The following is a 24,508-nucleotide window of genomic DNA, read 5'->3' on the forward strand; positions in this document are numbered from 1 at the left end:
CCTCTCTGCACTCTCTAAATAAGGATGACTGTATGAAGCTGCATTTCACTTCTCTCGGCCCGATTGCCCTGTTGGCATCGTCCATGATGCTGGCCTTCTCGGCTAATGCGGCATCCCAGGATGAAGGCATTGTTGTTTATAACGCCCAACACGAAAACCTGGTGAAGTCCTGGGTGGACGGTTTTACCAAAGACACCGGCATTAAAGTGACCCTGCGTAACGGCGGCGACAGCGAGTTGGGCAACCAACTGGTGCAAGAAGGCAGCGCATCCCCTGCCGACGTGTTTTTAACGGAAAATTCCCCGTCGATGGTACTGGTGGATAACGCCAAGCTGTTTGCCCCGCTGGATGCCGCGACGCTGGCCCAGGTTGAACCACAGTACCGTCCGCAACACGGCCGCTGGATTGGCATTGCCGCCCGCTCAACGGTGTTCGTCTATAACCCGGCGAAACTGACCGAGGCACAGTTGCCCAAGTCACTGCTGGATCTGGCCAAGCCAGAATGGAAAGGCCGCTGGGCCGCCTCACCTTCAGGGGCTGATTTCCAGGCCATTGTCAGCGCACTGCTGGAGCTGAAAGGCGAAAAAGCCACGCTGGAATGGCTGAAAGCGATGAAAACCAACTTCACCGCTTATAAAGGCAACAGTACCGTCATGAAAGCGGTCAATGCCGGCCAAATCGACAGCGGCGTGATCTACCATTATTATCCGTTCGTCGACGGCGCCAAGACCGGCGAGAACAGTAAAAATATCAAACTGTATTACTTCAAACATCAGGATCCGGGCGCTTTCGTCAGCATCTCCGGCGGTGGCGTGCTGGCTTCCAGCAAACACCAAAAACAGGCGCAAGAATTCGTTAAGTGGATCACCGGTAAAAACGGCCAGGAGATCCTGCGTACCAATAACGCCTTCGAATATGCCGTTGGCGTCAACGCGGCTTCTAATCCGAAACTGGTACCGCTGAAAGAACTGGATGCGCCAAAAGTTGACGCTTCTGCATTGAACGGTAAAAAAGTGGTCGAACTGATGACTCAAGCCGGGCTGATGTAAGCCGGTTGATTAGTACAGAGAGTTTTTAGCCCTATGTCGAATACAGGTCTCAACGCCGCCGGCTCAAAGCCACGGTATACTTCCGCCCGCCGCCATCAGCGGCCCGGGTTGTTTATCGTGGCGGTCGCCATTTTACTCTCCCTGCTGGCGCTATTGCCGCTGGGGTTTGTCATTAGCGTGGCGTTTGAAACCGGTTGGCCAACGGTAAAAGCTCTGGTATTGCGCCCCCGGGTGGCCGAACTGCTGCTCAACACGCTGCTGTTGGTGGTGTTCACGCTGCCGATTTGCGCCATTCTGGGGGTAGCGCTGGCCTGGCTAACCGAACGCACTACGCTGCCGGGCCGTCGCATTTGGTCGTTATTGGCCACCGCGCCGCTGGCGGTGCCGGCATTCATACAGAGCTACGCCTGGATCAGTCTGGTGCCTTCGATGCATGGGTTGGGAGCCGGGGTATTTATTTCGGTCATCGCCTACTTCCCCTTTATTTATCTGCCAACCGCTGCGGTATTACGCCGCTTGGATCCCGGAATTGAAGACGTCGCCACTTCGCTCGGTACGCGCCCGCTGGCGGTGTTTTTCCGCGTGGTGCTGCCACAGCTAAAACTGGCAGTTTGGGGTGGCTCGCTGCTGATCGCGCTGCATCTGCTGGCCGAGTACGGCCTGTATGCGATGATCCGCTTTGACACCTTCACTACCGCTATTTTCGACCAGTTCCAATCGACCTTTAACGGCCCGGCGGCCAATATGCTGGCTGGGGTGCTGGTGCTGTGCTGCCTGGGATTATTAATGCTGGAAGCCGTCAGCCGTGGGCGAGCGCGTTATGCCCGCGTCGGTTCCGGCAGTGCACGCAGTCAAACGGCTTATCGCCTTGGGCCCATCACCACCCTGTTCTGCCTGCTGCTGCCCCTGAGCCTCACCACGTTGGCGCTGGGCGTGCCTTTTATCACCTTGGCCCGTTGGTTGACCTTGGGAGGCGTTGAGGTGTGGCGCAACAGCGAATTGCTGCCTGCCTTGCTGCAAACATTGTCACTGGCCGCCAGTGGCGCGCTGCTGATCACGCTGTGCGCTATCCCTATGGCCTGGCTGTCGGTGCGCTACCCGGCACGGCTGTATCGGGTATTGGAAGGCTGTAATTACATCACCAGTTCACTGCCCGGCATTGTGGTGGCACTGGCGCTGGTGACCATCACCATTCACAGTTTTCGACCGATTTATCAGACTGAAATCACCCTGCTGCTGGCCTACCTGCTGATGTTTATGCCACGGGCGCTGATCAACCTGCGCGCGGGGATTGCCCAGGCACCGGTCGAGTTAGAAAACGTGGCCCGTAGTCTCGGCCGTTCGCCAGCGGCAGCATTATGGAGCACCACGCTGCGTCTGGCGGCCCCCGGAGCCGCCGCCGGTGCCGCATTGGTGTTTTTGGCTATCACCAATGAGCTGACCGCCACGCTGCTGCTGGCCCCCAACGGCACCCGCACGCTGGCCACCGGCTTCTGGGCGCTGACCAGCGAGATAGACTATGTGGCGGCCGCACCCTACGCCCTGATTATGGTGGTGTTGTCATTGCCACTGACCTGGCTTCTTTATTCTCAATCCAAACGTACGGCGGGATTATGAGCACGCTTGAACTGCAAGGCATCGGTAAATCCTATAACTCGGTCAAGGTGCTCGAGCATGTTGATTTAAACGTGGCACAGGGCAGCCGTACGGCGATTGTCGGCCCTTCCGGCTCGGGGAAAACCACCCTGTTGCGTATTATCGCCGGTTTTGAAATACCGGACAGCGGCCAGGTGTTACTGCAAGGGCAAGCGATGGCCAACGGCAGCGGCTGGGTGCCGGCTCACCTGCGTGGCATTGGTTTTGTCCCCCAGGACGGCGCGTTATTTCCGCACTTTACCGTAGCCGGCAATATTGGTTTCGGCCTGAAGGGCAGCAAGCGCGACAAGCAACTGCGGATTGATGCACTGATGGAGATGGTAGCGCTGGATCGTCGGCTGGGGGCGCTGTGGCCGCATGAGCTTTCCGGTGGTCAGCAACAACGGGTGGCGCTGGCCCGTGCGCTGTCTCAGCAACCCAGGTTGATGTTGTTGGACGAACCTTTCTCCGCGCTGGATACCGGCCTGCGCGCCGCGACCCGCAAAGCGGTGGCGGAACTGCTGGCCGAAGCCAAAGTCGCGTCGATTCTGGTGACCCACGATCAAACCGAAGCCTTGTCGTTTGCCGATCAGGTGGCGGTAATGCGCAATGGCCGATTGGCGCAGGTCGGGCCGCCACAAGATCTTTACTTAAGGCCGGTGGACGAACCGACCGCCACCTTTTTAGGTGAAACGCTGGTACTTTCCGCTGAGCTGGAGCAAGGCTGGGCGGATTGCGCATTAGGGCGGATTGCCGTTGACGATCGTCAGCGCCGCGGCCCCGCTCGCATCATGCTCCGTCCTGAGCAGGTTCAGATTAGCCAGTCCGAGCCACAGCAACAGAGCCAGGCGGTGGTAACCGGTATTGATTTTGCCGGTTTTGTCTCGACCTTAAACCTGCACATGACCGGCAGTAATATCGCGATCGAGATTAAAACCATCAGCCGCGAAGGTCTCCGTGCCGGTTCTCACGTCAATCTGAACATCATCGGCCAGGCGCATATCTTTGCCGAGTAGCCCATCAAGGGGGCTTACCGCCCCTTTGAGCCTTAGTCTTGTGCCAACGCTCGAACGAAAAAACCTATCGCAGCCATCGAATACCAAAACCCCCTTCATCAACTACGATTAGTCTGTGACCGGTGTAAACATTCACCCGTCCGGAGATAACCCACAGAGGATTATCATAATTATTCATACTGCTTAAAGCCGCCCTTCTTTGATGCGGCTAAGAAAGGTTAATTATGGCACGTACTACCCCCCTTGAGCGCTACCGCAATATCGGCATCTCAGCGCACATCGATGCCGGCAAAACCACCACCACCGAGCGGATTCTGTTTTACACCGGGGTCAGTCACAAGCTGGGCGAAGTGCACGACGGCGCCGCCACCATGGACTGGATGGCACAGGAGCAGGAACGCGGCATCACCATTACTTCGGCGGCGACTACCTGTTTCTGGAACGGCATGCAGCATAATTATCCGCAGCACCGCATCAATATTATCGACACCCCAGGACACGTGGATTTCACCATTGAGGTCGAGCGCTCCATGCGGGTATTGGACGGCGCGGTAATGGTCTATGACTCGGTCGGCGGCGTACAGCCGCAATCTGAGACCGTCTGGCGTCAGGCTAATAAATACAAGGTTCCGCGTCTGGCGTTCGTCAATAAAATGGACCGAGTGGGTGCCGACTTCTTCCGCGTGCGCAAAATGATGATCGAACGGCTGAAAGCCAACCCGGTGCCGATCGTCATCCCGATTGGTGCCGAAGACCATTTCACCGGCGTGGTGGATTTGGTGCGCATGAAAGCCATCCTGTGGGACGAGGCTACGCAAGGCATGAGCTTCAGTTTTGAAGAGATCCCGGCCGAATTGCGCGACTCCGCGCAGGAATGGCGAGATAAAATGATCGAAGCCGCCGCCGAAGGCTCGGAAGAGCTGATGGACAAATACCTCAATCAGGTGCCATTGAGCGAAGAAGAGATCGTCCGTGGTCTGCGTCTGCGCACCGTGGCCGGCGAAATTCAGCCGATGCTGTGTGGCTCGGCCTTCCGTAACAAGGGCGTGCAGCGCATGTTGGATGCGGTGATTGAACTGATGCCTTCACCGCTGGATGTTCCACCGATGGAAGGCCATGACGAGCGAGACAATATTGTCATTCGCCGGGCCGCCGATGACGAAAAGTTCTCGGCGCTGGCCTTCAAGCTGATGACCGACCCTTTCGTCGGCCAACTGACCTTCGTGCGGGTCTATTCCGGCGTGCTGACCAAAGGCAGCAGCGTCTATAACCCGGTGAAAGACAAGAAAGAACGCATTGGCCGCATCGTACAAATGCACGCCAATGACCGTAAAGATGTCGAAGAACTGCATGCCGGGGATATCGCCGCCTGCGTAGGGCTAAAAGACGTCACTACCGGCGACACGCTGTGTGACCCTAACGCCATTATCACACTGGAAAAAATGGTGTTCCCTGAACCGGTGATCGCCCAGGCGATTGAGCCTAAAACCAAGGCCGATCAGGAAAGAATGGGGATTGCCCTGCAGCGCCTCTCTTCTGAGGATCCGTCGTTCCGCGTTCGCACAGACGAGGATTCCGGCCAGACCATTATTTACGGCATGGGCGAACTGCACCTGGAAATCATCGTCGATCGTATGCGGCGTGAGTTTGGCGTGGCGACCACCACCGGCAAACCGCAGGTGTCTTACCGCGAAACCATCCGCAAGCGCGTGGCCGACGTGGAAGGCAAGTTCGTGCGCCAATCCGGGGGTAAAGGCCAGTACGGCCACGTGGTGTTTACCGTGGAACCCAATGAGCCTGGCAAGGGCTTTGAGTTTTTAGATGAGATCAAGGGCGGCGTGATCCCGGGCGAGTTTATCCCGGCGGTGAAAAAAGGCGTGCTGGAGGCGCTGAATACCGGCGTACTGGCCGGTTATCCGGTGGTGGATGTCAAGGTTCACCTGACCTTCGGCTCCTACCACGACGTCGACTCTTCGGAACAGGCTTTCCGCATGGCGGCGATCTTCGGCTTTAAAGAAGCCTGTCGCCAGGCCGACCCTGCTCTCCTCGAGCCGATCATGTCGGTAGAAGTGGAAACACCCGAGGATTACGCCGGTAGCATCATGGGCGACCTGTCATCGCGGCGCGGTCTGGTGCAAGGTATGGAAGACATTCCCGGCGGCGGCGGTAAGGAGATCCACGCCAAAGTGCCGTTATCCGAAATGTTCGGCTATTCAACCACACTGCGTTCCATGTCACAGGGCCGCGCCACCTATACCATGGAATTTAGCCACTACGCAGAAGCACCGCGCAACGTGGCCGAAGAGATCATTCATCACCGGAAATCCTGAGTTGACTGCCTGCCGCCCCCAGCGGCAGGCTTCACTCTTTTGTGGCCAGGGGCACCACCACCGGCTGCGGTTTGATCCGCATCGCATAAATCACGCCGATAATCAGGCAGCTAATCCCGCCCAGCGTCAACAGCGGCGGCCAGGCCTGACGCAGCATAAAGGTGTAAGCCAGTCCGGCCAGTATTTCGAAGACGATCAGCGGCCCCACCAATACCGTCGGCAAGCGTTGACTCGCCTCATTCCAGCACAGGGCGCCAATCCACGAGCACAGCATGCCAATGGCGATCATCAAGGGAATAAACACTTCCGGCCTTGGCCCAAACGGCAGCGCAAACGTCGGCTGGGTTAAAGCCAATTGCCCGCAAACCAACAGATAGCCCACCAACGCCAGCGGTAAAGTGACCAGCCCTTGCGCGGTCGCCCAGGTAGCAGGCCTTTGGTGCGGGTTTTCCCGTAGCCAGCGGGCATTGCGCAGCGGGAACCAGGTCCAGCAAGCCACCGCCAGCAGTGCCAGCCCAAGCCCACTGGTGTAACGCCAGACATCAATTGGTGCCGTATTCCCCCGCAACTCGGCAACGTTAACCAGCGCCAGTCCGCAGGCGATCAATACCAACGCCGGTGTCAGTTTACGCCACGAAAGCCGCCCGTCATGCCGGCTGTAAAACAGGTTGGCGGTCACCGAGATCACCACCGGCAGCGTGCCGATAATCATGGTGGAAACGGGCGCTCCGGTGCGCTGAATGGCGCTGGCCAGGCACAGGTAATACAGCAGGTTGCCGATCGCCGTCAGTTTCAGCGCCTCCAACCAATCGTTACGATGTAACTTTTTCAACCGCTGACGATCAAACCACGCCAGCGGCAAAGCGATCAACCCAAAGGCAAGATAACGCCCGGTAGACTGCAACGCCGCCGGATATTCAGGGATCATAACCGGACCGACAAAAATCAGCCCCCACATCAGCCCGGCAGCCAGGGCAAATAACACGCCAACAAACATAATGACTCCATCAACGACCAGGCGCAGCAGGCTGGCCCCATGAATTAAATTTGGCGCCAGCCTAACCTACTCGTGCAGAGGAATATTGTAGCAAATTGCTGTTTTAGCCGGTCTGGTAAAGACTTCGCAAATCGAACTGAATGTTTGCGGGTCGCATCTCATCATGGGGCGCGGTGACTTTATTGCCATGCGGCAACAGCAAATGTCCCCTCTGGTTTAACCGGTAAATATTTTTCGTAGTAATCCAGATAGTTCTTTACCGGGTCAACATCTTTAAACTGTTCTGGGTAAAGTGATTTGGCAATAAACTGAATCATGGCGAAGTCGGAAAGCGTTCTTGATGCGCCCTGGTACACGCCGAATAATTGCTTGTTTTTTATCGCCGGCAATGAGTTCCAGCCATTACGAGTGGAAAAAGCTATAAGCTGTTGAACAGCCGTGCTTTTATCAACTCCCACCCCCATTGATAGCGCTGACGAAACCTTATTATTTTCTCTGCCGGAGATGAAAATAGCATCAGGCTTGGCAAACAGAAGCTGTTCTGGGTTAATCACACCCCACCACTCAAAAAAGGGCTCGGCAATATTGTCTGCTCCGGCAAGCTTCAGCATCGCACCCCACATGTTCTTACCGTAGGTGAATGAATAATCGGCAGGCCCTTTATTCCCAAACTCAATATAAACCTTGGGTTTCTTTAATCCTGACGCATTGACTCTACGCTGCACGTCAGCAATGTTATTAGCGTAAAGTTCTGATAATTCCTGAGCGCGTTTTTCTTGCCCGGTGAGTATGCCGAATATTTTTGTAGAGCTGACATGTCTTTCGACAGTTTGCGCATTGTAGTCTACCACGACCACTGGGATTTTTAATTCTTCCAGGCGTGAGACCTCATGTTTCAAAGCAACATATTGCCATTCAGCCAAAATAATGACGTCCGGCTTCAAAGATATTATATTTTCAAGCGAGATATTATGGAGATCCACCTCGCCAATATCAGCGATACGAGCCAGTGATGGCTGGTGTTTAACATACATATTCCAATTTGCCGGAACCTTTCCCCGCCAGGCCTCACGAGAAATGCCGATGACATGCTCGTATGCCGCTTCCCCACCCACGGCCATGTAGTCTTCAAAGTAAAAACCTAAAACCGCCCTTTTTACCGGGGTATCAAGCGTAATCTTCCGCCCCAGAACATCGGTTAATGTGGTCGTGGCCGCACTGGTGATGCCAGGCATAATTAAAAAAATGGCGAACAGCATAAAGGTTCTAAAATTTCGAGCGCCCATAAAATGGAGGTCCTCAGGAGTGGGGTTGTTCTTAATTATTGTTTGTTTCTTTTGGGTCAAAAATACGCAAATGATAATAATTTTTATTAAGATTTATATCAACTGCAATCGTAACACCCGTTTTCACCGGGCCGTAACCTGTTTTTGATAACGCACCGGCGTGACACCGTAACGGTTAGCGAAAGCGCGGGTCAAATGCGCCTGATCGGTTAACCCCGCCGCCACCGCCACCTGTGCCGCAGGCATACCGCGCCCCAACATCTGCTTGGCCTGCGACAGGCGGATCGCCATCAGCATCTGCTGGGGGGAAGCATGGTATTGGGCTTTGAACTTACGCAGAAAGTGATAAGGACTGAGGGAAACCAGTGCCGCCAGTTGATCGAGAGTAATTACGGCAGAGAAGTTATCCTGCAGGTAACTTTTGACGATATCAAAACGGTGCGCCGCTTCGGCCTTTAACGGGCGAGCCACTTGAATATGCGGGCGGAAAATGTCGACCACCTGCGCCAGCAAGTGGTCAATGGTCAGCGGATCGCTGGCCTGCCACAGTGCGGCCAACGTGGCAGACAATTGCTGTGCCGCCTGCAAGTCCTGGCGCACCGCATCGGTGAACCAGAATCCCTGTTCACCAGACAGCAACTCCAGCGTATCCGGTTCCAGATAAAGCATGCGGTAGTTCCAGCCACCTGGGGTTTCTGCTTCACCGGTATGCAGCTCATCCGGGTTCATCAACACCAGTGAACCCGGCGCAGCCCGGTGCTGCGCGCCACGATAGCGGAAACGCTCGGCACCAAAATCGACGGTACCGATGGCAAAAGCATTATGGGTGTGCGGCTCAAAGGCATAGCGCTCAATATGGGCGTGATAAAGCTCTACGCCCGGCACCTGCACTAACTGCCGGAACTGCGCACTGTCTTTTTCAAAGGGAAACTGCTCTGGAACACCCTGCACCATACCACCCTGCTTCAATGTCATTGCTGGCTGTATGATAGTCAAAGCGGTGTGGTTTGAGTAGTGGCGCACGCGGTGCGCTGGACGCTGCGGTTCATTCCGCGTAGGGTATTTTATCCGGTGCTCAACGCCTGCCTGCCAGCGTCGACACCTTGATTATCCCGCCGCAGAGTGGGAAACCTGTCTTTAACCCACTGAAAGTAAGAGGCAACAATGTATCCAGATACTCAACTCTATATCGACGGACAATGGCGCAACGCAGTCGCCGGTAAAACCACGCCGGTCACCAACCCCGCTACCGATGAAGTGATTGGCAGCGTGGCGCACGCTACCACAGCCGATCTCGATCTGGCGCTGGCCGCAACCGAGCGCGGTTTTAAAATCTGGCGCGAAACCTCCGCTTACCAGCGGGCCAATCTGATGCGTAAAGCCGCTGCTTTGTTTCGTGAGCGTGCAGATAAAATTGCCGCAATCATGAGCCAGGAACAAGGTAAACCTGTGGCGCAGGCCAAGGTGGAAATTCTTAACTCGGCGGACGTGATTGACTGGTTTGCCGGCGAAGCCAGCCGCACCTACGGCCAGGTAATCCCGTCCCGCAGCCAGGACGTTCAGCAGCAAACCCTGAAACTGCCGGTGGGACCGGTTGCCGCGTTTACCCCGTGGAACTTCCCGATTAACCAGATTGTACGCAAACTGTCTGCCGCGTTGGCCGCAGGTTGTTCCATCATCATTAAAGGCCCGGAAGAAACCCCGGCGTCCCCGGCGGAACTGATCAGAGCCTTTGCCGATGCGGGCATTCCGGCCGGTGTGATCGCACTGGTGTACGGCACCCCGGCAGAAATCTCCGAGTACCTGATCCCGCATCCGACCATTCGCAAAATCTCGTTCACCGGTTCAACCCGCGTGGGCAAGCATTTGGCGGCGCTGGCCGGTCAGCATATGAAAAAAGCCACCATGGAGCTGGGCGGTCATGCACCGGTACTGATTTTTGACGATGCCGATTTGGATGCGGCCGCCAAAGAGCTGGCGCTGGCCAAGTTCCGCAACGCCGGTCAGGTGTGCATCGCCCCAACCCGCTTCCTGATCCAGCAAGGCGTTTATGAAGCCTTTATCGAGAAGTTCACCGCTGCGGTGCGCGAAATCAAAATGGGCAATGGCTTGCAGGACGGTGTGACTATGGGCCCGATGGTGCTGCAACGCAGCGTGGACGCCATTGAGGCCTTCGTGAAGGATGCCGTCGCCGAGGGTGCCAAAACCACTACCGGCGGCAAGCGCGTGGCCGGCCCCGGCAACTTCTTCGAACCGACGGTATTGCGCGACGTGCCACTGAGTGCGCGAGCGATGTCTGAAGAACCCTTTGGCCCGGTCGCCCTGCTGCGCCCGTTCGCCAGCTACGAGGAAGCCATCGCCGAAGCCAATCGCCTGCCTTACGGTCTGGCGGCCTATGCCTACAGCCGGAGTATCGCTACGGTAACGGCGTTAGGCCGGGATGTGGAAAGCGGCATGCTCAGCATCAACCATATCGGTTTCGGCCTGCCGGAAACGCCGTTTGGCGGGGTTAAAGACTCTGGCCACGGTACCGAAGGCGGCAGCGAAGCGATTGAATCCTATCTGGAAACCCGCTTTGTCACCGTTGCCGGGCGCTAATTAACAGTCCCTCTCCCCCGGGAGAGGGAGACTCTCACCCAGATAACAGCCTGGGCTTTACTTCGAACCAACCTTATCGAATAACACTCGCGCTGCCGGGGTCAAACCCAGCATATGAATGCAGGCATGTACCATGCCCGGCAACCGTTCACAGCGCACCGCGACCCCATCTTCACGCAACCGCTGGGCATAATGCTCGGCCTCATCGCGCAACGGATCGTACTCACAACTCAGAATGGTCGCCGGTGGCAACTGCCGCAACGTCGCGGCATGCAGCGGTTCTGCGTAAGGGTCATGCCCCTGGGCGTCGTCACCCAGATACTGCCCCCAGCAAAACTCCATGACCTCCCTGGTCAGGTAGTAACCCTGCGCATAAGCCTGGTAACTCGCCGTATCCATAGCGCGACTCAGCGCCGGATACAGCAACAGTTGATGTTCAATCCGTGGGCCATTCCGGTCGCGGGCCAACAGCGCCACGGCGGCGGCCAGATTGCCACCGGCGCTGTCGCCGCCAACCGCAAGGCGCGTAACGTCAACGCCCCACTCATCGGCCCGTTCAACCACGCCGCACAGTGCCTGATACAGATCTTCCAGCGGCCGCGGATACGGATGTTCCGGGGCCAGACGATAATCAACCGACAAGATCACCCGCCCGGTGGCATTGGCCAGCGCCTGGCAAGGCTGGTCGTACAGCGCCAGCGACCCCAAACACCAACCGCCGCCGTGGGCGTACAGCATCGCGGGCAGAGGTTCACCCTGCGTCACGCCCAGCGGCGCATAAGCGCGAACGGCGATCTCATGGCCATCGTCAGCGGTCACACTTCCATCACGGACGCCACCACTGGCTTCTGCTTCCCCCTGCAACGCCAACAACCCGGCCTGCGCGGCAGCACGCATTTCACTCAGGGATTCAGGCGCGGCGGCATCTGTCGTTTCCGCCAGAAAACGGGCAATCTGTGAGTCAAGCGGCATCGGCCAGGCTCCCTGACAAGAATGGCACTACCAGAGCGATAAACGCCTCATGGCACTCTTCGGTGATGAAATGACCGCAGCCGGCCACGGTTTCGCCGCGCAGGTTAACGGCGTTGCCCTGCAACGTGACATAGGGCGCATCGCCGGTGGCGTGCTCGGCACCAATGGTCATCACCGGCATGCAGAGCGGTGTCTGGGCCCGACGCTGGTTTTGCCGGATGGTTTCCGGAATGGCGCGATAATAATCAAAACCGGCTCGCAGGCTGCCCGGTGCCGAATAGGCGGCGATGTAGGTTTCCGCCGCTACCCGATCGCGGCGATAAGACCAGCGGTTAAAGATATAGCTCAGATACTCCCGCTCACGACCCAGCGTCAAGGCTTCAGGCAAATCCGCCAGTTGGTTGAACATGAAGTGCCACAGGAAAATGTTTTGTTCTGCCGGTACAAAAATCGGTGGCGCGGGTGCCAACCCTGGGATCACCGCCTCCGTCAGTACCAGCCCCGTCACCGCCTGCGGGAAATCGCTCGCCATGGCATAACCCACCCACATGCCAATATCATGACCGACCAGTTGATAGCGCGGATGCCCCAGTTGCAGCATGGTCTGGTGCAAGGTAGCGGCCACGCTGCCGGTATCATAGCCGCCGCTCGGCTTGTCCGAATCGCCAATGCCCGGCGGATCTACCGCTATCGCCTTAAAGCCTGCCGCCGCCAGGGCCTGCATCACATGACGCCAGGTGTACCAGGTTTGCGGCCACCCCGGGATCAGCAGTACCGGCTGCCCTTCGCCAAGCGTCACGCAGTGAATTCGGTTGCCGTTTACCCGCGTATAGACGTGTTCTGGTTCAGGTCCATTCAACATGGACCCGTTATTTTGCAGTGTCATCGGTGTTCTCCGTGGTGGAATTGTGTGGCTCAGCGCAGGCCAAGCAAGGTATTGATTTGCTGTTGGTCAACCGGCGCACCAGCAAAGTCATCAAACACCTTGTCTGTGACGTTGATGATGTGGTCACGAATAAAGGCCGCGCCTTCGCGTGCGCCATCCTGCGGGTGTTTCAGGCAGCATTCCCACTCCAGCGTCGCCCAACCGGCGTAGCCATGCTGGGTCAGCCGCGAGAAAATGCCTTTGAAATCCACCTGGCCGTCACCCAATGAGCGGAAACGTCCGGCACGATCGGTCCATGACTGATAGCCGCCGTAAATGCCCTGCCGTCCGGTCGGGTTGAACTCGGCGTCCTTGACGTGGAACATGCGGATAAAGTCCTTGTAAATATCGATGTAATCCAGATAGTTCAGCTGTTGCAGCACGAAGTGGCTCGGGTCGAACAGGATCTGGCAGCGCGGATGTGCCCCAACGCGCTGATGGAACATTTCAAAGGTCACGCCGTCGTGCAGATCTTCGCTCGGGTGGATTTCATAACACAGGTTCACCCCCTGCTCGTCGCAGGCGTTGAGCACCGGCAACCAGCGTTTGGCCAGTTCATCGAACGCCGTTTCGATCAGCCCCGCCGGACGCTGCGGGAACGGGAACAAATACGGCCAGGCCAGGGAACCGGAGAAGGTGCCCATCTCACTGAGTCCCAACCTCGCAGAGGCTTTGGCCGCCAACAGCAACTGCCGGTGCGCCCACTCGCCACGAGCCTGCGGGTTGCCATGCAGTTCCGCTGGCGCAAAACTGTCGCACAATGCGTCATAGGCCGGATGCACTGCCATCAACTGACCAAAAATATGGGTAGTGAGTTCACTGACCACCAGGCCATGGTCAGCCAACATGCCGACCAGCTCATCACAATAGGTTTGGCTTTCTGCGGCGGTGGCCAAATCAAACAGGCGGCTATCCCATGCCGGGATTTGCAAAGCTTTAAAGCCGGTTTGCGCCGCCCACTGGGCGATAGTCGGCAGGCTGTTAAAGGGGGCGGCATCGTCACTGAACTGTGCCAGATGCAGGCTTGGACCTTTCAAGGTTTTCATTCTAAACTCCAATTGGTTGTCGATTGACAAACAATAGGCTTAAATCAATTCCTCAGCAAGTGAATTTTAAAAAATCGTTGGTATTACAGTGGATTTAAGCGATCCTGTTGCGCAGAGCAACAGGTAAACAGGAACAGAGGAATGGCAGGCAGACCGCGCGAATTCGACCGTGAACAGGCGTTATTGAAGGCCCGGGATCTCTTCTGGCGTCAGGGGTATGAAGGCACCTCCATGTCGGATTTGGTCGCCGAGTTGGGCATTGCCTCTGCGCGTATTTATAAAGCGTTCGGTTCGAAAGAATTGCTGTTCCGCGAAGCCATTGCCAGCTACGAAAACCATGAAGGTGGCTTTGCCGATCGCGCTTTCAGCGAAGAAAGCAGCGTGCGTGTGGCGATAAAACGCCTGCTGGACGACGCGGTAGCGCTCTACAGCCGCACTGACCTGCCGCAAGGTTGCATGGTGGTGTCTTCCGCCGCCAGCGTCAGTGACGAAAACAGCGGTATCAAAGACTGGCTGGCGGAGCATCGTTTGCAACGCACCCAGGGCATGATTGACCGGCTGCAAACCGCCGTTGCGACGGGGGAACTGCCACCAGAAACCGATGCTGACGCTCTTGGCGACTATTTTGCCGCCTTCCTGCACGGTTTGTCGGTGCAGGCTCGCGATGGCGTCAGCCGGGCAAGATTAGAGGCAGCGGTCAAGATTGCGCTTTCGGCGCTGGATTGATCACTCCGGTAAATCAACTATCACCAGGGTGCCGTGGCTGCCCGCCAGCACCCGATGCGGCACGCCGGCAGCGGCCTGATACAGTTGCCCGGCGTTGATCGTAATTTCCTCGCCCTTCACTTCCAGCCGCAGTTGCCCGGCGATCACCAGTAATCCTTCGTGATAGTCATGAACTTCATCGTCAATGGTGCGCGGATCCATCCGCAATACTTTGATATTGGCCGGGCCGACATGGCCCAATACGCTGGAACGCCACGCTTCCGGTAAATCGCTGGCCAGCGCAGCAAGATCGAATAATGACATAGGGGCTTCGTCCGTTAGCAGCACCATCGCTGCCACGGCAATTTACCCTCTCACTCGCCGGTGGCTAAATACCCATTGCTTTTAACCTATAGCCAACGGTTCACACCGGCACCCGCCGGCTGATTTCGACTACCTGGTCGCTCGGCAAATAATAGTAATCCGTCACGTGCATGCCGTTACGCACCATCAGCGCAAAAATGTTGCGTTGCCAGGCCGGTAAACGGTCATTGGCCTCGCGGCGCACCACGGTTTCAAGCCCCAGATAATAGGTGGCATCGTCAAAATTCAGCCCGGTTTTCTGTGCCTCCGCATGGTGTAACAGACGAGGAATATTGGGTCGCTCCATAAAGCCATAGCTCGCCACGCCACACCAAAATCCCGGTGACTGTTGCCGCATCACCAGCCGTTCGGCATTCGCCACCCGGGGTTCGTTAACGATCGTGATATGCAGCGACAGCACATTGGCATGCAGCGAACCGTTGCGTTTGACATGCCATTTCATCACCGGCGGCGTGCCGCTCAGGGTGCGGGTAAGAAAGATTGCCGTGCCCGGCACCCTGGGGATACTCTGCTCCTCAAGATGAACCAGAAAATCTGCCAGCGGCAGACTCTTTTCCCCCAACGTACGGGAAGCCGCGATCACCCCGCGATGCCAGATTAACATCACGCCATACACCAGAGTCGCCAGCAGCAGCGGGACGTACCCGCCCTCCAACACCTTGCTGAGGTTAGCCAGCAGGAAGCTGAGATCGACGATAAAGAAGCTGCCGGCCACCAACAGGCTGGCGATCGCTCCCCAACGCCACACCTCGCGCATGGCCACAAACAGCAGTCCGGTAGTCATGATCATGGTGAGCGATACGGCGATACCGTAGGCGGCGGCCAAATTATCGGATGACTTGAAGAACACGGTCAAAAATACCGTCGCCGCCATCAGCAGCCAGTTAATGGCGCTGATGTAAATTTGCCCATAACTTTCTTCGGTGGTCTGTTTGACCCGCAATCGCGGCAGCCAGCCAAGCTGGATCGCCTGGCGGGTCATGGAAAACGCCCCGCTGATGATCGCCTGACTGGCGATAATGGTGGCCAGGGTCGCCAAAATCACCAGCGGAATTTGCAGTATCGGCGGACACAGGCGGAAAAAGATATTCTGGGTGACGTCCGCACCGGAGAGGATCAGCGCGGCCTGCCCGGCATAGTTCAGTAACAGGCTGGGGAACACAATGCCAAACCAGGCGAGCCAGATCGGTTTTTTGCCAAAGTGCCCCATATCGGCGTATAGCGCTTCCGCACCGGTAACACAGAGGAAAACGCCGCCCAGCACCAGGAAACTGGTCAGCCCATTGGAAAACAGAAAATCAATGCCATACAGCGGGTTTAACGCCATCAGCACCGCCGGATGCTGGATAATTCCCCAAATGCCCAGCGCGGCAATGGAAAAGAACCACAGCGCCATAATCGGCCCGAAAACTTTGCCGATGCGCGCGGTGCCCAAGGGTTGAATGGCGAACAGGCTGACCAGGATCACCACCGCCGCCGGCAGGATATAGGGTTGAGACTCGGGCAGGACAATATTCAGCCCTTCCAGCGCCGACAATACCGAAATCGCCGGGGTGATCGCGCCATCGCCGTAGATCAGCGCGGCACCAAACAGGCCGGCAAACACCACCATCGGTCGGATCTTTTTCTTACTGACCAACAATGACATCAGCGCCATGATGCCACCTTCGCCACGGTTATCGATACGCATGGCAAACATGGCGTATTTCAGTGAGGTGACAATCACCAGCGTCCAGAAAATCAGCGACAGCAGACCAAGGATCACCGGTGGCGACGGCGCATCACCGGAGAGAAACAGCACGGTTTTCAGGGTATACAGCGGGCTGGTGCCGATATCGCCGAACACCCCCCCCAATGCGCCGCCGGCCAGCAGTGGCAGGCTCATTTTAGGCGTTTCCGGTTCATTCTCTGTGGTCATCAAGCGCTCCTGAATAAGCCATCGCGATATATTCAGGATAGACAGTTCAGGCAGTTAGCACGTGACCTTATTCAACCTTCGGCCTCTTTGAGCAACCAGCGTTGCAGGTTCAGCCCTTCCGGCGACAGTTCGGTGTTCTGCCTTACGCACAGGTAGTAATCTCGGCCGTCATCAATTGCCAGGTCAAACAGCTTAACCAGTTCGCCGCTGCTGAGGTAAGGCGCGATCAACGGCTCACGCATCAGGGCGCAGCCCAAACCCGCCTGCACCGCCGCCAGCGTCAGCAAGCCATCTTCAAACATCGGGCCGGTACTGCGTAGCGGCCGACGGACTCCGGCCAACTGAAACCATTGCATCCAGGTGGTGCGTTCTTCGTCATGCAGCAGCGGCAGTGGTGAAAGTTGATCCGGCGTGTCCAACAGTCCATGCACCTTGATAAACCCCCGACTGCATACCGGCACCATTTTGCCGGACATCAATTTTTCACTGCGATAACCGCTCCATTGCCCGGTGCCAAAACGAATCGAGATATCGGCAGCGTCACTGAGGTAATTACGGTGGTTGGCGTACACCACATTGATGTCGATATCAGGGTTTTCGCGCAGAAACCCATGCAAACGCGGAATAAACCAGCCCATGCCGAACAGCGGGATCAGGCTGATGGTGACCTGCCGGGAAGCCGATTGCTCACGCACCTGCTCGGTCGCCTGGCGTAATACGTTAAACGCCGAGCGAATAGAGCGGTAATAATCCCGCCCTTCGTTGCGCAGGATCAGGTTACGCCCCTGCCGCTCGGTCAGCGGCATTTGCAGAAAGGCCTCCAGCGTTTTGAGTTGGTGACTGACTGCCGAAGGGGATATCGCAAGTTCTTTCGCCGCGGCGGTGATGCTACCCAGGCGGGCGATAGCCTCAAACGCCCGCACCGCGCGCAGCGGCGGATCGTTAGGCAACGCTGTGACGCATTGTTCTGTTTATTTCATATGTTGACTATTTCGGTTAAACATCGTCGGCGGTTTAAAATTAATATACAAATAAATCAATAAATTAAAAACACACATTTTCTGTATAAGAAATTATATTTCCGTATTTTACAATTTTCGCTAACTCTCTACTCTGAGCTTCCTGAATCATAATTTTTCGGGACTCCCCCTATGGATACGCTGGTACAGCAGACCGTCAACGGACTGATGCTCGGCAGCATTTATGCGTTGATCGCCCTGGGTTACACCATGGTGTACGGCATTCTGCGCATTATCAATTTTGCCCACGGCGATGTGTTGATGGTTGGTGCACTGAGCGCCCTGTCTACCCTGGGCGTGTTGCAGCATCATTTCCCTGGCCTGTCACCTTACGTCATGCTGTTGCTGGCGGCGCTGGTTGCCATGGCGGTCTGCGCGTTGGTGTCGATGAGCATTGAACGGCTGGCCTACCGTCGCCTGCGTAATGCTCCGCGTCTGGCTCCGCTGATCAGCGGGATTGGCGTATCGCTACTGCTGCAAACGCTGGCGATGCTGATCTGGTCGCGCAATCCGTTAATGTTCCCGCAACTGCTGCCCATGTCACCTATTGCCCTGACCCAGGGTAGCGCTGAACACGCACCAGCGGTGATCACCGGTACCGGAATCGCCACGCTGGGGGTCGCAGTACTGGTGATGCTCGGGTTGCTGCTGCTGGTCGAGCACTCGCGCTTTGGCCGCGCCATGCGCGCCACGGCGGAAAACCCGCAGGTCGCCAGCCTGATGGGCATCGATCCCAACCGCATCATCATTCTGACTTTCGCCCTCGGCGGCGCGCTGGCAGCCATAGCGGGCATCATGATGGCCAGCAATTATGGTAACGCCGGTTTCTCCATGGGCTTCCTGCCAGGCATCAAGGCCTTTACTGCCGCCGTACTGGGCGGTATCGGCAACCTGCGCGGTGCCATGCTCGGCGGATTATTGCTGGGGCTGTTCGAGTCACTGGGCACCGGTTATCTCGGCGAACTGACCGGCGGCACCTTCGGCAGCAACTATCAGGACGTTTTCGCCTTCCTGATCTTGATTGCCGTACTGGTATTGCGCCCATCCGGGCTGTTGGGCGAACGCGTCGCCACCCGCGCCTGAGGACACGAGATGACTATTCTGACCGCTACTCTACACACCGCTTCCCCTCATCGCGCCAGACTTGGTGTGGTTCTGTTTTTTCTCGGTCTGCTGCTGGCCCCCTGGGTGGCCGGATCCGTCGGCGGTAACTATTGGGTGCGGGTGATCGACTTCGCACTGCTGTATCTGATGCTGGCGCTGGGTCTGAACATCGTGGTCGGCCTCACCGGCCTGCTGGACATGGGGTTTATCGCTTTTTACGCCGTCGGCGCCTACCTGACCGCACTGCTCTCGTCACCGCACCTTACTCAACAATTTCCGCTGCTGTTGCAGTGGTTCCCTGAGGGGCTGCATCTGTCGATTCTGCTGTTGATCCCACTGGCAGCGGTGCTGGCAGCGCTGTGCGGCATTCTGCTGGGAGCACCTACGCTGCGGTTGCGTGGCGACTATCTGGCGATCGTCACGCTGGGTTTCGGTGAGATAGTGCGTATTTTGATGCGTAATCTGGACCGGCCACTCAATATCACCAATGGCCCTAAAGGGATTTCCGCTATCGATCCGGTCACGCTGTTCGGCCTGAAATTTTCCGGTATGCACTCGTGGTTTGGCATCCGTTTTTCATCGCTGTATCTCTATTATTACCTGTTCGCTGCTCTGCTGTTGCTGATCCTGTTTGTCTGCCTGCGCCTGCAGCATTCGCGGGTTGGCCGCGCCTGGACCGCCATTCGCGAAGATGAAGACGCGGCGCGGGCGATGGGCATCAACACACGCAACTTCAAGCTGCTGGCTTTCGCCATCGGAGCCACTTTTGGCGGTGTCGCCGGCGCACTGTTTGCGGCGTTTCAGGGCTTTGTCTCACCGGAATCCTTCACTCTGCAAGAGTCGATCGCCGTATTGGCAATGGTGGTGTTGGGCGGCATGGGCCACATCCCCGGCGTGATCCTCGGCGCATTACTGCTGGCCGCCCTGCCAGAGCTGCTGCGCAGCACCATGGGCACTCTGCAACAGGCGCTATTCGGCCAGGTGTGGATAGATCCAGAGATTATTCGCCAACTATTCTACGGGCTGGCCCTGATTCTGGTGATGCTGTATCGCCCTGCGGGCCTGTGGCCGGCACGCCATCAACCGGGAGCCGCTTCATGACGCCACTTCTCACACTCAGTCACGTCAGTAAGCGCTTTGGCGGGCTGACCGCGGTGGATGACGTAAGCATCAGCATTCACCAGGGCGAAATTTACGGGTTGATCGGGCCGAACGGTGCAGGAAAAACCACCTGTTTCAACCTGATCACTGGCCTGTACCGGGCCGACAGCGGCGAGTTTCGTCTGCAGGATCGCCGCTACAAGCCGCAGGCCATCGACAAGGTGGCACAGGCCGGTATCGCCCGCACCTTCCAAAACCTGCGCTTGTTCAATGAAATGAGCGTTCTGGAGAACGTGATGGTCGGTTGCCATCTGCGCACCCGCAACGGCCTGTGGGCGGCGATCTCACGCCATCGGCGTGCCCGAGAGGAAGAACAAGCCACACGAGAGAAATCCCACGCACTGCTGGAGTACGTCGGCATCAGCCAGTTTGCCCACTATCGCGCCGGCGACCTTTCCTATGGTCACCAGCGGCGGTTGGAAATCGCCCGGGCGCTGGCGACCGAGCCGAAATTACTGGCGCTGGATGAACCGGCAGCCGGTATGAACGCCGCCGAAAAAGTGGCGCTGCGCGAGCTACTGCAACGTATCCGCGAAAGCGGCAAAACCCTGTTGTTGATCGAGCACGACGTCAAACTGGTGATGGGATTGTGCGACCGTCTGACGGTACTTGATTACGGCCGAGTGATCGCCGAAGGCGAACCGGCACAGGTGCGACGTGAACCGGCGGTGATCCGCGCTTATCTGGGGGGAGCTGCCGATGTCTGAACCCTTATTGATGGTCAAACAGTTAAAAGTGTCTTACGGCGGCATTCATGCCGTGAAAGGCATCGATTTTACAGTGAACAGCGGCGAACAGGTGACTTTGATCGGTGCTAACGGTGCAGGTAAAACCTCCAGCCTGCGCGCGCTGACCGGCCTGCAACCCTTCGAAGGGGAAATCCTGTTCGACGGCCGTTCCATTCGCGGTATGCCACCTCATCGCTTATTGCAACAGGGCCTGGTGATGGTCCCGGAAGGACGCGGTATTTTCGCCCGCATGACGGTGCTGGAAAACCTGCAGCTTGGTACCTATTCGCGCCGTGACAAACCGGCGGTGCGACAAGATCTGGAACAGGTTTGCTCTATTTTCCCGCGGTTGCGTGAACGGCTGCAACAGCAGGCCGGGCTGCTTTCCGGCGGTGAGCAGCAGATGGTGGCCATTGGCCGGGCGTTACTCAGCCGTCCGCGCCTGTTGGTGCTCGATGAGCCCTCTATGGGGTTGGCGCCGATCGTGGTTGAAGCCATTTTTGAGGTTATCAAAAGCCTTTCTCGTGACGGTGTCACGCTGCTTTTGGTGGAACAAAATGCCCGACTGGCACTGGCATCTACGGATCGCGCCTATGTGCTGGACAGCGGCAGCCTGAGCCACTGTGGTCGCTCTGCCGACCTGCTGGACGATGAAAAAATCAAACAAGCCTATCTGGGCGAATAACCGCTTTTACTTTTAACCACACCGGGAGTTTTACATGAGCAAGATAACTCGCTTCAAGCCGTTGGCGCTGGCCGCCACCGTTTTGGTCAGCCTGGGCGCGACATCGCCGGTTCAGGCCGATGAAACTATTTTGATCGGGCTGGCAGGCCCGCTGACCGGCCCTTCCGCCCGTATCGGCAAAGATTTGGAAAATGGCGCGCAGTTGGCCATCGCCGATGCCAACGCCCAGAAACCGACGCTGAAAGGCAAGCCGGTCACCTTTAAACTGCTGTCCGAGGACGATCAGTCAGACCCACGCACCGCCGTTGCGGTAGCCCAACGCCTGGTGGACGAAGGCGTCGCCGGCGTGGTCGGCCATTGGAACACCGGCACCAGCATCCCGGCGGCACGCATTTACCACGACGCCGGTATTGCTCAGGTCGCACCGGTCGCCACTGGCCACGGCTATACTCAGCAAGGGTTCGATACCAGCTTCCGCGTAATGGGCCACGACGATGACGGCGGTCATTATGCCGGCGACTATGCGGTGAAGGTGCTGAAGGCCAAGCGTATTGCGGTAATCGACGATCGCACCGCGTTCGGCCAGGGGCTGGCAGATGAGTTTATCAAGTCGTTGGCGGCTCAGGGCCTGCAACCGGTCGCGCGGGAGTATGTCGACGACAAGACCGTTGATTTCAGTGCGGTACTGACCACCGTGCGCAGCAAGAACGCCGATTTGATCTTCTTCGGCGGCGTCGACTCGCAGGCCGCCCCGCTGGCCCGTCGCATCAAACAGTTGGGGATGAACACCCAACTGATGGGCGCAGGTGGCTTTGTCAGCCAGACTTTCCTGACGCTGGCACAGAAAGAAGGTGAAGGCGTGGTAGCACTGGAGCCGGGCCTGCCGCTGGAACAGATGCCAGGCGGCAAAGCCTTTGAGCAGGCCTACCGTGACCGCTACAAAACCCATATCGAACTGCATGCGCCGTTCGCCTACGACGCTACGCGGGTATTGATTGCCGCCATCGAGCAGGCGGGGTCCGCCGATCCGGCCGATTATCTGCCGAAGCTGCGCGCCATCCATTATCAGGGCGTCACGGGCACTATTGTGTTCGATGCACAGGGCAATCTGCAGCAGCCGAGTTTCACTCTTTACCGGGTGGTTGATGGCAAATGGCAGCCGCAAAGCGTACTGGGCGGCGCAAAAGCACAATAACAATCCGCAAGGCAGTGAGGAGCAAGGCAATGAGCGAGGCAAAAAACGAATTGGGCATTCTGGCCCGACGCCGGATAGAGGCGGAAATCATCAAGCCAATCTACCAAATCCTGGTGCGTGAGATCGGTAAAGAGCGAGCGCAGGCGGTGATTGGTGAAGCCATCGAAAACGCGGCCATCGAGGCCGGTAAAAACTTTGCCGCGCAGGAGCCGAATGGCGCTGATTTGCAGAGTTTCGCCGCCTTGCAGTACCTGTGGGAAAAAGACGATGCGCTGCAGGTGAAGGTGATCCACCAGGATGAGCAGCATTTCGACTATAACGTCACCCGCTGCCGTTATGCCGAAATGTACCACCAGATGGGGCTGGGGGAAATCGGCCACCTGTTGTCCTGCGCCCGCGACAGTCAGTTTATCGTCGGCTATGCGCCGGATGTCGAACTGCAGCGTACCCAGACCATTATGTCCGGCGCGTCCTGCTGCGATTTCCGCTACACCGCCAAAGCGCCGGGAGAGAAAAAATGACGCATCAGGTGAATGGCGAACGCCTGTGGCAAAGCCTGCTCGACATGGCGCAATTCGGCGCCATCCCGAAAGACGGCGTCACCCGCCTGGCGCTCAGCGAAGAGGACCGTCAGGCTCGCGACCAATTGCGTGACTGGGCGCTGGCAGCCGGTTGCAGTGTACGGGTCGACCGCATGGGTAATATGTTCTTGCGCCGTGAAGGCACCCGCCCAGAGTTGGCGCCGGTGATCACCGGTTCCCACGTTGACTCCCAGCCCAACGGCGGCCGTTTCGACGGTATTTATGGCGTGTTGGCCGGTCTGGAAGCGATCCGTACCCTTAACGATCGCCAGATTGCCACCGAGCGAGCGCTGGAAGTGGTCAACTGGACCAACGAAGAAGGCGCTCGTTTCGCCCCGGCAATGATTGCCTCCGGGGTGTTTGCCGGGGTGTTCGATCTGGAATACGGCCTGTCACGCAGCGATGCACAAGGCACCAGTATCGGTGAGGCGTTGCAGCAGATTGGCTACGCCGGTGAACACACCGTGGGCGACATGCCGATCCACGCCGCCTTTGAGCTGCATATTGAGCAAGGCCCTATCCTCGAAGCGGAAAACATTGAGATTGGCGTAGTAACCACAGCGCAAGGTCAACGCTGGTATGAGCTGGAAATCATCGGTTTTAGCGCCCATGCCGGTACCACGCCGATGGATCGCCGCCGTGATGCCCTGCTTGGTTTCGCCACCCTGGTTACGGCAGTCAACAACATCGGCAAGCATTTCATGCCAGACGCGCGCGCCACGGTGGGGATGGCACAAATCACTCCCAATTCACGCAACGTGGTGCCTGGCAAGGTGTTCTTCAGCGTTGAGTTTCGTCACCCGCAAGAGGCAGTGCTGGAACAGATGGAACAACAGCTGCTGGCTGCGGTGGCCGAGGTCGGCAACCAGGGGCTGAGCGCCAGTGCCGAGCGTATCTTCCAGTATCAACCGATACGTTTTGATCAAGGCTGTATCGACAGCGTCCGCCAGGCGGCACAGGCGCTGGGATATTCACACCGCGATATGGTTTCCGGTGCCGGTCACGACGCCTGCTACCTGAGTCGGGTGGCCCCCACGGCGATGATTTTCATTCCCTGCGTGGACGGTATCAGCCACAACGAACTGGAAAACATCTCGCCTGCGTGGGCGACCGCCGGTGCCAACGTGTTGCTTAACGCGCTGCTGGCACAAACCCGCGCCTGATCCCGCTGCCC

Annotated in this window: 22 protein-coding genes; 13 read left to right on the forward strand and 9 right to left on the reverse strand. The window is 57.5% G+C overall.

Annotated elements, in window-relative coordinates; all coding sequences use genetic code 11:
• Positions 1-32: 32 nt before the first annotated feature.
• The 4 genes from M2406_RS06885 (at position 33) to fusA (ending at position 6,030) form a co-directional block, all read left to right on the forward strand.
• Entirely contained in the window at positions 33-1,049 is a 1,017-nt protein-coding gene (locus M2406_RS06885) for an iron ABC transporter substrate-binding protein (RefSeq protein ID WP_259189394.1), read from the forward strand.
• A gap of 33 nt (positions 1,050-1,082) precedes the next feature.
• On the forward strand, positions 1,083-2,666 hold the full coding sequence (locus M2406_RS06890) for an iron ABC transporter permease (protein WP_259189396.1): 1,584 nt from the start codon (positions 1,083-1,085) through the stop codon (positions 2,664-2,666).
• Positions 2,663-3,700, forward strand: a complete 1,038-nt coding sequence (locus M2406_RS06895; protein WP_259189398.1) for an ABC transporter ATP-binding protein — start codon at positions 2,663-2,665, stop codon at positions 3,698-3,700. Before M2406_RS06890 ends, M2406_RS06895 begins: the two co-directional genes overlap by 4 nt.
• A 224-nt stretch (positions 3,701-3,924) precedes the next feature.
• A complete protein-coding gene (gene fusA, locus M2406_RS06900) occupies positions 3,925-6,030 on the forward strand; it encodes an elongation factor G (RefSeq protein ID WP_017892933.1) in 2,106 nt (701 codons plus the stop codon).
• A gap of 31 nt (positions 6,031-6,061) precedes the next feature.
• On the opposite strand, the gene M2406_RS06905 is transcribed toward fusA, so the two are convergent.
• From M2406_RS06905 to M2406_RS06915, 3 genes are all read right to left on the reverse strand, one after another.
• A complete protein-coding gene (locus M2406_RS06905) occupies positions 6,062-7,027 on the reverse strand; it encodes a DMT family transporter (protein ID WP_259189400.1) in 966 nt (321 codons plus the stop codon).
• Positions 7,028-7,206: 179 nt separating this feature from the next.
• Positions 7,207-8,313, reverse strand: a complete 1,107-nt coding sequence (locus M2406_RS06910; protein WP_259189401.1) for an ABC transporter substrate-binding protein — start codon at positions 8,311-8,313, stop codon at positions 7,207-7,209.
• Between the two features lie 123 nt (positions 8,314-8,436).
• Positions 8,437-9,264 carry an AraC family transcriptional regulator gene (locus M2406_RS06915; RefSeq protein WP_012145268.1) on the reverse strand — a complete coding sequence of 276 codons (828 nt, stop codon included), beginning with the start codon at positions 9,262-9,264 and terminating at the stop codon, positions 8,437-8,439.
• Positions 9,265-9,477: 213 nt separating this feature from the next.
• Here M2406_RS06915 and M2406_RS06920 point away from each other — a divergent pair, with 213 nt between their 5' ends.
• Positions 9,478-10,911, forward strand: coding sequence for an NAD-dependent succinate-semialdehyde dehydrogenase (locus M2406_RS06920; RefSeq protein WP_259189402.1), 1,434 nt, complete (start codon positions 9,478-9,480; stop codon positions 10,909-10,911).
• A gap of 57 nt (positions 10,912-10,968) precedes the next feature.
• Here M2406_RS06920 and M2406_RS06925 read toward each other — a convergent pair whose 3' ends face one another.
• The 3 genes from M2406_RS06925 to M2406_RS06935 are packed head-to-tail and all read right to left on the reverse strand — an operon-like array spanning position 10,969 to position 13,854.
• Positions 10,969-11,883 (reverse strand): alpha/beta hydrolase, encoded by a 915-nt coding sequence (locus M2406_RS06925; protein ID WP_259189403.1) that lies wholly within the window; start codon positions 11,881-11,883, stop codon positions 10,969-10,971.
• Positions 11,873-12,769, reverse strand: coding sequence for an alpha/beta fold hydrolase (locus M2406_RS06930; RefSeq protein WP_218216466.1), 897 nt, complete (start codon positions 12,767-12,769; stop codon positions 11,873-11,875). The genes M2406_RS06925 and M2406_RS06930 overlap by 11 nt, the downstream gene beginning before the upstream one ends.
• Before the next feature lie 29 nt (positions 12,770-12,798).
• Positions 12,799-13,854, reverse strand: coding sequence for a sugar phosphate isomerase/epimerase (locus M2406_RS06935; RefSeq protein ID WP_174352165.1), 1,056 nt, complete (start codon positions 13,852-13,854; stop codon positions 12,799-12,801).
• A gap of 141 nt (positions 13,855-13,995) precedes the next feature.
• Here M2406_RS06935 and M2406_RS06940 point away from each other — a divergent pair, with 141 nt between their 5' ends.
• On the forward strand, positions 13,996-14,580 hold the full coding sequence (locus tag M2406_RS06940; protein WP_012145273.1) for a TetR/AcrR family transcriptional regulator: 585 nt from the start codon (positions 13,996-13,998) through the stop codon (positions 14,578-14,580).
• Here the strand turns inward: M2406_RS06940 and M2406_RS06945 are convergent, their stop codons facing one another.
• From M2406_RS06945 to M2406_RS06955, 3 genes are all read right to left on the reverse strand, one after another.
• A complete protein-coding gene (locus M2406_RS06945; protein ID WP_259189406.1) occupies positions 14,581-14,883 on the reverse strand; it encodes a cupin domain-containing protein in 303 nt (100 codons plus the stop codon).
• A 100-nt stretch (positions 14,884-14,983) separates the two neighbouring features.
• Positions 14,984-16,861, reverse strand: coding sequence for a potassium transporter Kup (locus M2406_RS06950; protein ID WP_259189408.1), 1,878 nt, complete (start codon positions 16,859-16,861; stop codon positions 14,984-14,986).
• Positions 16,862-16,932: 71 nt separating this feature from the next.
• Complete coding sequence (locus M2406_RS06955; RefSeq protein ID WP_259189410.1) at positions 16,933-17,811, reverse strand: LysR substrate-binding domain-containing protein; 879 nt, start codon at positions 17,809-17,811, stop codon at positions 16,933-16,935.
• A 201-nt stretch (positions 17,812-18,012) separates the two neighbouring features.
• Here M2406_RS06955 and M2406_RS06960 point away from each other — a divergent pair, with 201 nt between their 5' ends.
• From M2406_RS06960 to M2406_RS06990, 7 genes are read left to right on the forward strand one after another with little or no spacing between them, the layout of a single operon-like run.
• Positions 18,013-18,963, forward strand: coding sequence for a branched-chain amino acid ABC transporter permease (locus tag M2406_RS06960; RefSeq protein ID WP_012145277.1), 951 nt, complete (start codon positions 18,013-18,015; stop codon positions 18,961-18,963).
• 9 nt (positions 18,964-18,972) lie between these two features.
• Positions 18,973-20,085 (forward strand): ABC transporter permease subunit, encoded by a 1,113-nt coding sequence (locus tag M2406_RS06965; RefSeq protein WP_259189412.1) that lies wholly within the window; start codon positions 18,973-18,975, stop codon positions 20,083-20,085.
• Complete coding sequence (locus tag M2406_RS06970; RefSeq protein WP_017892945.1) at positions 20,082-20,852, forward strand: ABC transporter ATP-binding protein; 771 nt, start codon at positions 20,082-20,084, stop codon at positions 20,850-20,852. The genes M2406_RS06965 and M2406_RS06970 overlap by 4 nt, the downstream gene beginning before the upstream one ends.
• On the forward strand, positions 20,845-21,558 hold the full coding sequence (locus tag M2406_RS06975) for an ABC transporter ATP-binding protein (RefSeq protein WP_259189413.1): 714 nt from the start codon (positions 20,845-20,847) through the stop codon (positions 21,556-21,558). The genes M2406_RS06970 and M2406_RS06975 overlap by 8 nt, the downstream gene beginning before the upstream one ends.
• Before the next feature lie 34 nt (positions 21,559-21,592).
• Entirely contained in the window at positions 21,593-22,753 is a 1,161-nt protein-coding gene (locus M2406_RS06980; RefSeq protein ID WP_259189414.1) for a branched-chain amino acid ABC transporter substrate-binding protein, read from the forward strand.
• Between the two features lie 29 nt (positions 22,754-22,782).
• Complete coding sequence (locus tag M2406_RS06985; RefSeq protein ID WP_115184615.1) at positions 22,783-23,274, forward strand: L-2-amino-thiazoline-4-carboxylic acid hydrolase; 492 nt, start codon at positions 22,783-22,785, stop codon at positions 23,272-23,274.
• Entirely contained in the window at positions 23,271-24,497 is a 1,227-nt protein-coding gene (locus tag M2406_RS06990; RefSeq protein ID WP_259189415.1) for a Zn-dependent hydrolase, read from the forward strand. The genes M2406_RS06985 and M2406_RS06990 overlap by 4 nt, the downstream gene beginning before the upstream one ends.
• The last annotated feature ends 11 nt before the right edge of the window (positions 24,498-24,508 follow it).

Origin of the sequence: Serratia sp. BIGb0163 (assembly GCF_024809935.1) — a bacterium.
Classification (GTDB): domain Bacteria; phylum Pseudomonadota; class Gammaproteobacteria; order Enterobacterales; family Enterobacteriaceae; genus Serratia; species Serratia quinivorans.

Excerpts from the sequence above, each read along its gene's own strand:
- M2406_RS06940 (WP_012145273.1), top strand. The coding sequence starts at position 13,996 with ATGGCAGGCAGACCGCGCGAATTCGACCGTGAACAGGCGTTATTGAAG.
- M2406_RS06950 (WP_259189408.1), bottom strand. The coding sequence starts at position 16,861 with ATGACCACAGAGAATGAACCGGAAACGCCTAAAATGAGCCTGCCACTG.
- M2406_RS06975 (WP_259189413.1), top strand. The coding sequence starts at position 20,845 with ATGTCTGAACCCTTATTGATGGTCAAACAGTTAAAAGTGTCTTACGGC.
- M2406_RS06980 (WP_259189414.1), top strand. The coding sequence starts at position 21,593 with ATGAGCAAGATAACTCGCTTCAAGCCGTTGGCGCTGGCCGCCACCGTT.
- M2406_RS06970 (WP_017892945.1), top strand. The coding sequence starts at position 20,082 with ATGACGCCACTTCTCACACTCAGTCACGTCAGTAAGCGCTTTGGCGGG.
- M2406_RS06960 (WP_012145277.1), top strand. The coding sequence starts at position 18,013 with ATGGATACGCTGGTACAGCAGACCGTCAACGGACTGATGCTCGGCAGC.
- M2406_RS06990 (WP_259189415.1), top strand. The coding sequence starts at position 23,271 with ATGACGCATCAGGTGAATGGCGAACGCCTGTGGCAAAGCCTGCTCGAC.
- M2406_RS06925 (WP_259189403.1), bottom strand. The coding sequence starts at position 11,883 with ATGCCGCTTGACTCACAGATTGCCCGTTTTCTGGCGGAAACGACAGAT.
- M2406_RS06920 (WP_259189402.1), top strand. The coding sequence starts at position 9,478 with ATGTATCCAGATACTCAACTCTATATCGACGGACAATGGCGCAACGCA.
- M2406_RS06895 (WP_259189398.1), top strand. The coding sequence starts at position 2,663 with ATGAGCACGCTTGAACTGCAAGGCATCGGTAAATCCTATAACTCGGTC.
- M2406_RS06930 (WP_218216466.1), bottom strand. The coding sequence starts at position 12,769 with ATGACACTGCAAAATAACGGGTCCATGTTGAATGGACCTGAACCAGAA.
- M2406_RS06885 (WP_259189394.1), top strand. The coding sequence starts at position 33 with ATGAAGCTGCATTTCACTTCTCTCGGCCCGATTGCCCTGTTGGCATCG.
- M2406_RS06905 (WP_259189400.1), bottom strand. The coding sequence starts at position 7,027 with ATGTTTGTTGGCGTGTTATTTGCCCTGGCTGCCGGGCTGATGTGGGGG.
- M2406_RS06965 (WP_259189412.1), top strand. The coding sequence starts at position 18,973 with ATGACTATTCTGACCGCTACTCTACACACCGCTTCCCCTCATCGCGCC.
- M2406_RS06985 (WP_115184615.1), top strand. The coding sequence starts at position 22,783 with ATGAGCGAGGCAAAAAACGAATTGGGCATTCTGGCCCGACGCCGGATA.
- M2406_RS06910 (WP_259189401.1), bottom strand. The coding sequence starts at position 8,313 with ATGGGCGCTCGAAATTTTAGAACCTTTATGCTGTTCGCCATTTTTTTA.
- M2406_RS06890 (WP_259189396.1), top strand. The coding sequence starts at position 1,083 with ATGTCGAATACAGGTCTCAACGCCGCCGGCTCAAAGCCACGGTATACT.
- fusA (WP_017892933.1), top strand. The coding sequence starts at position 3,925 with ATGGCACGTACTACCCCCCTTGAGCGCTACCGCAATATCGGCATCTCA.
- M2406_RS06945 (WP_259189406.1), bottom strand. The coding sequence starts at position 14,883 with ATGTCATTATTCGATCTTGCTGCGCTGGCCAGCGATTTACCGGAAGCG.
- M2406_RS06935 (WP_174352165.1), bottom strand. The coding sequence starts at position 13,854 with ATGAAAACCTTGAAAGGTCCAAGCCTGCATCTGGCACAGTTCAGTGAC.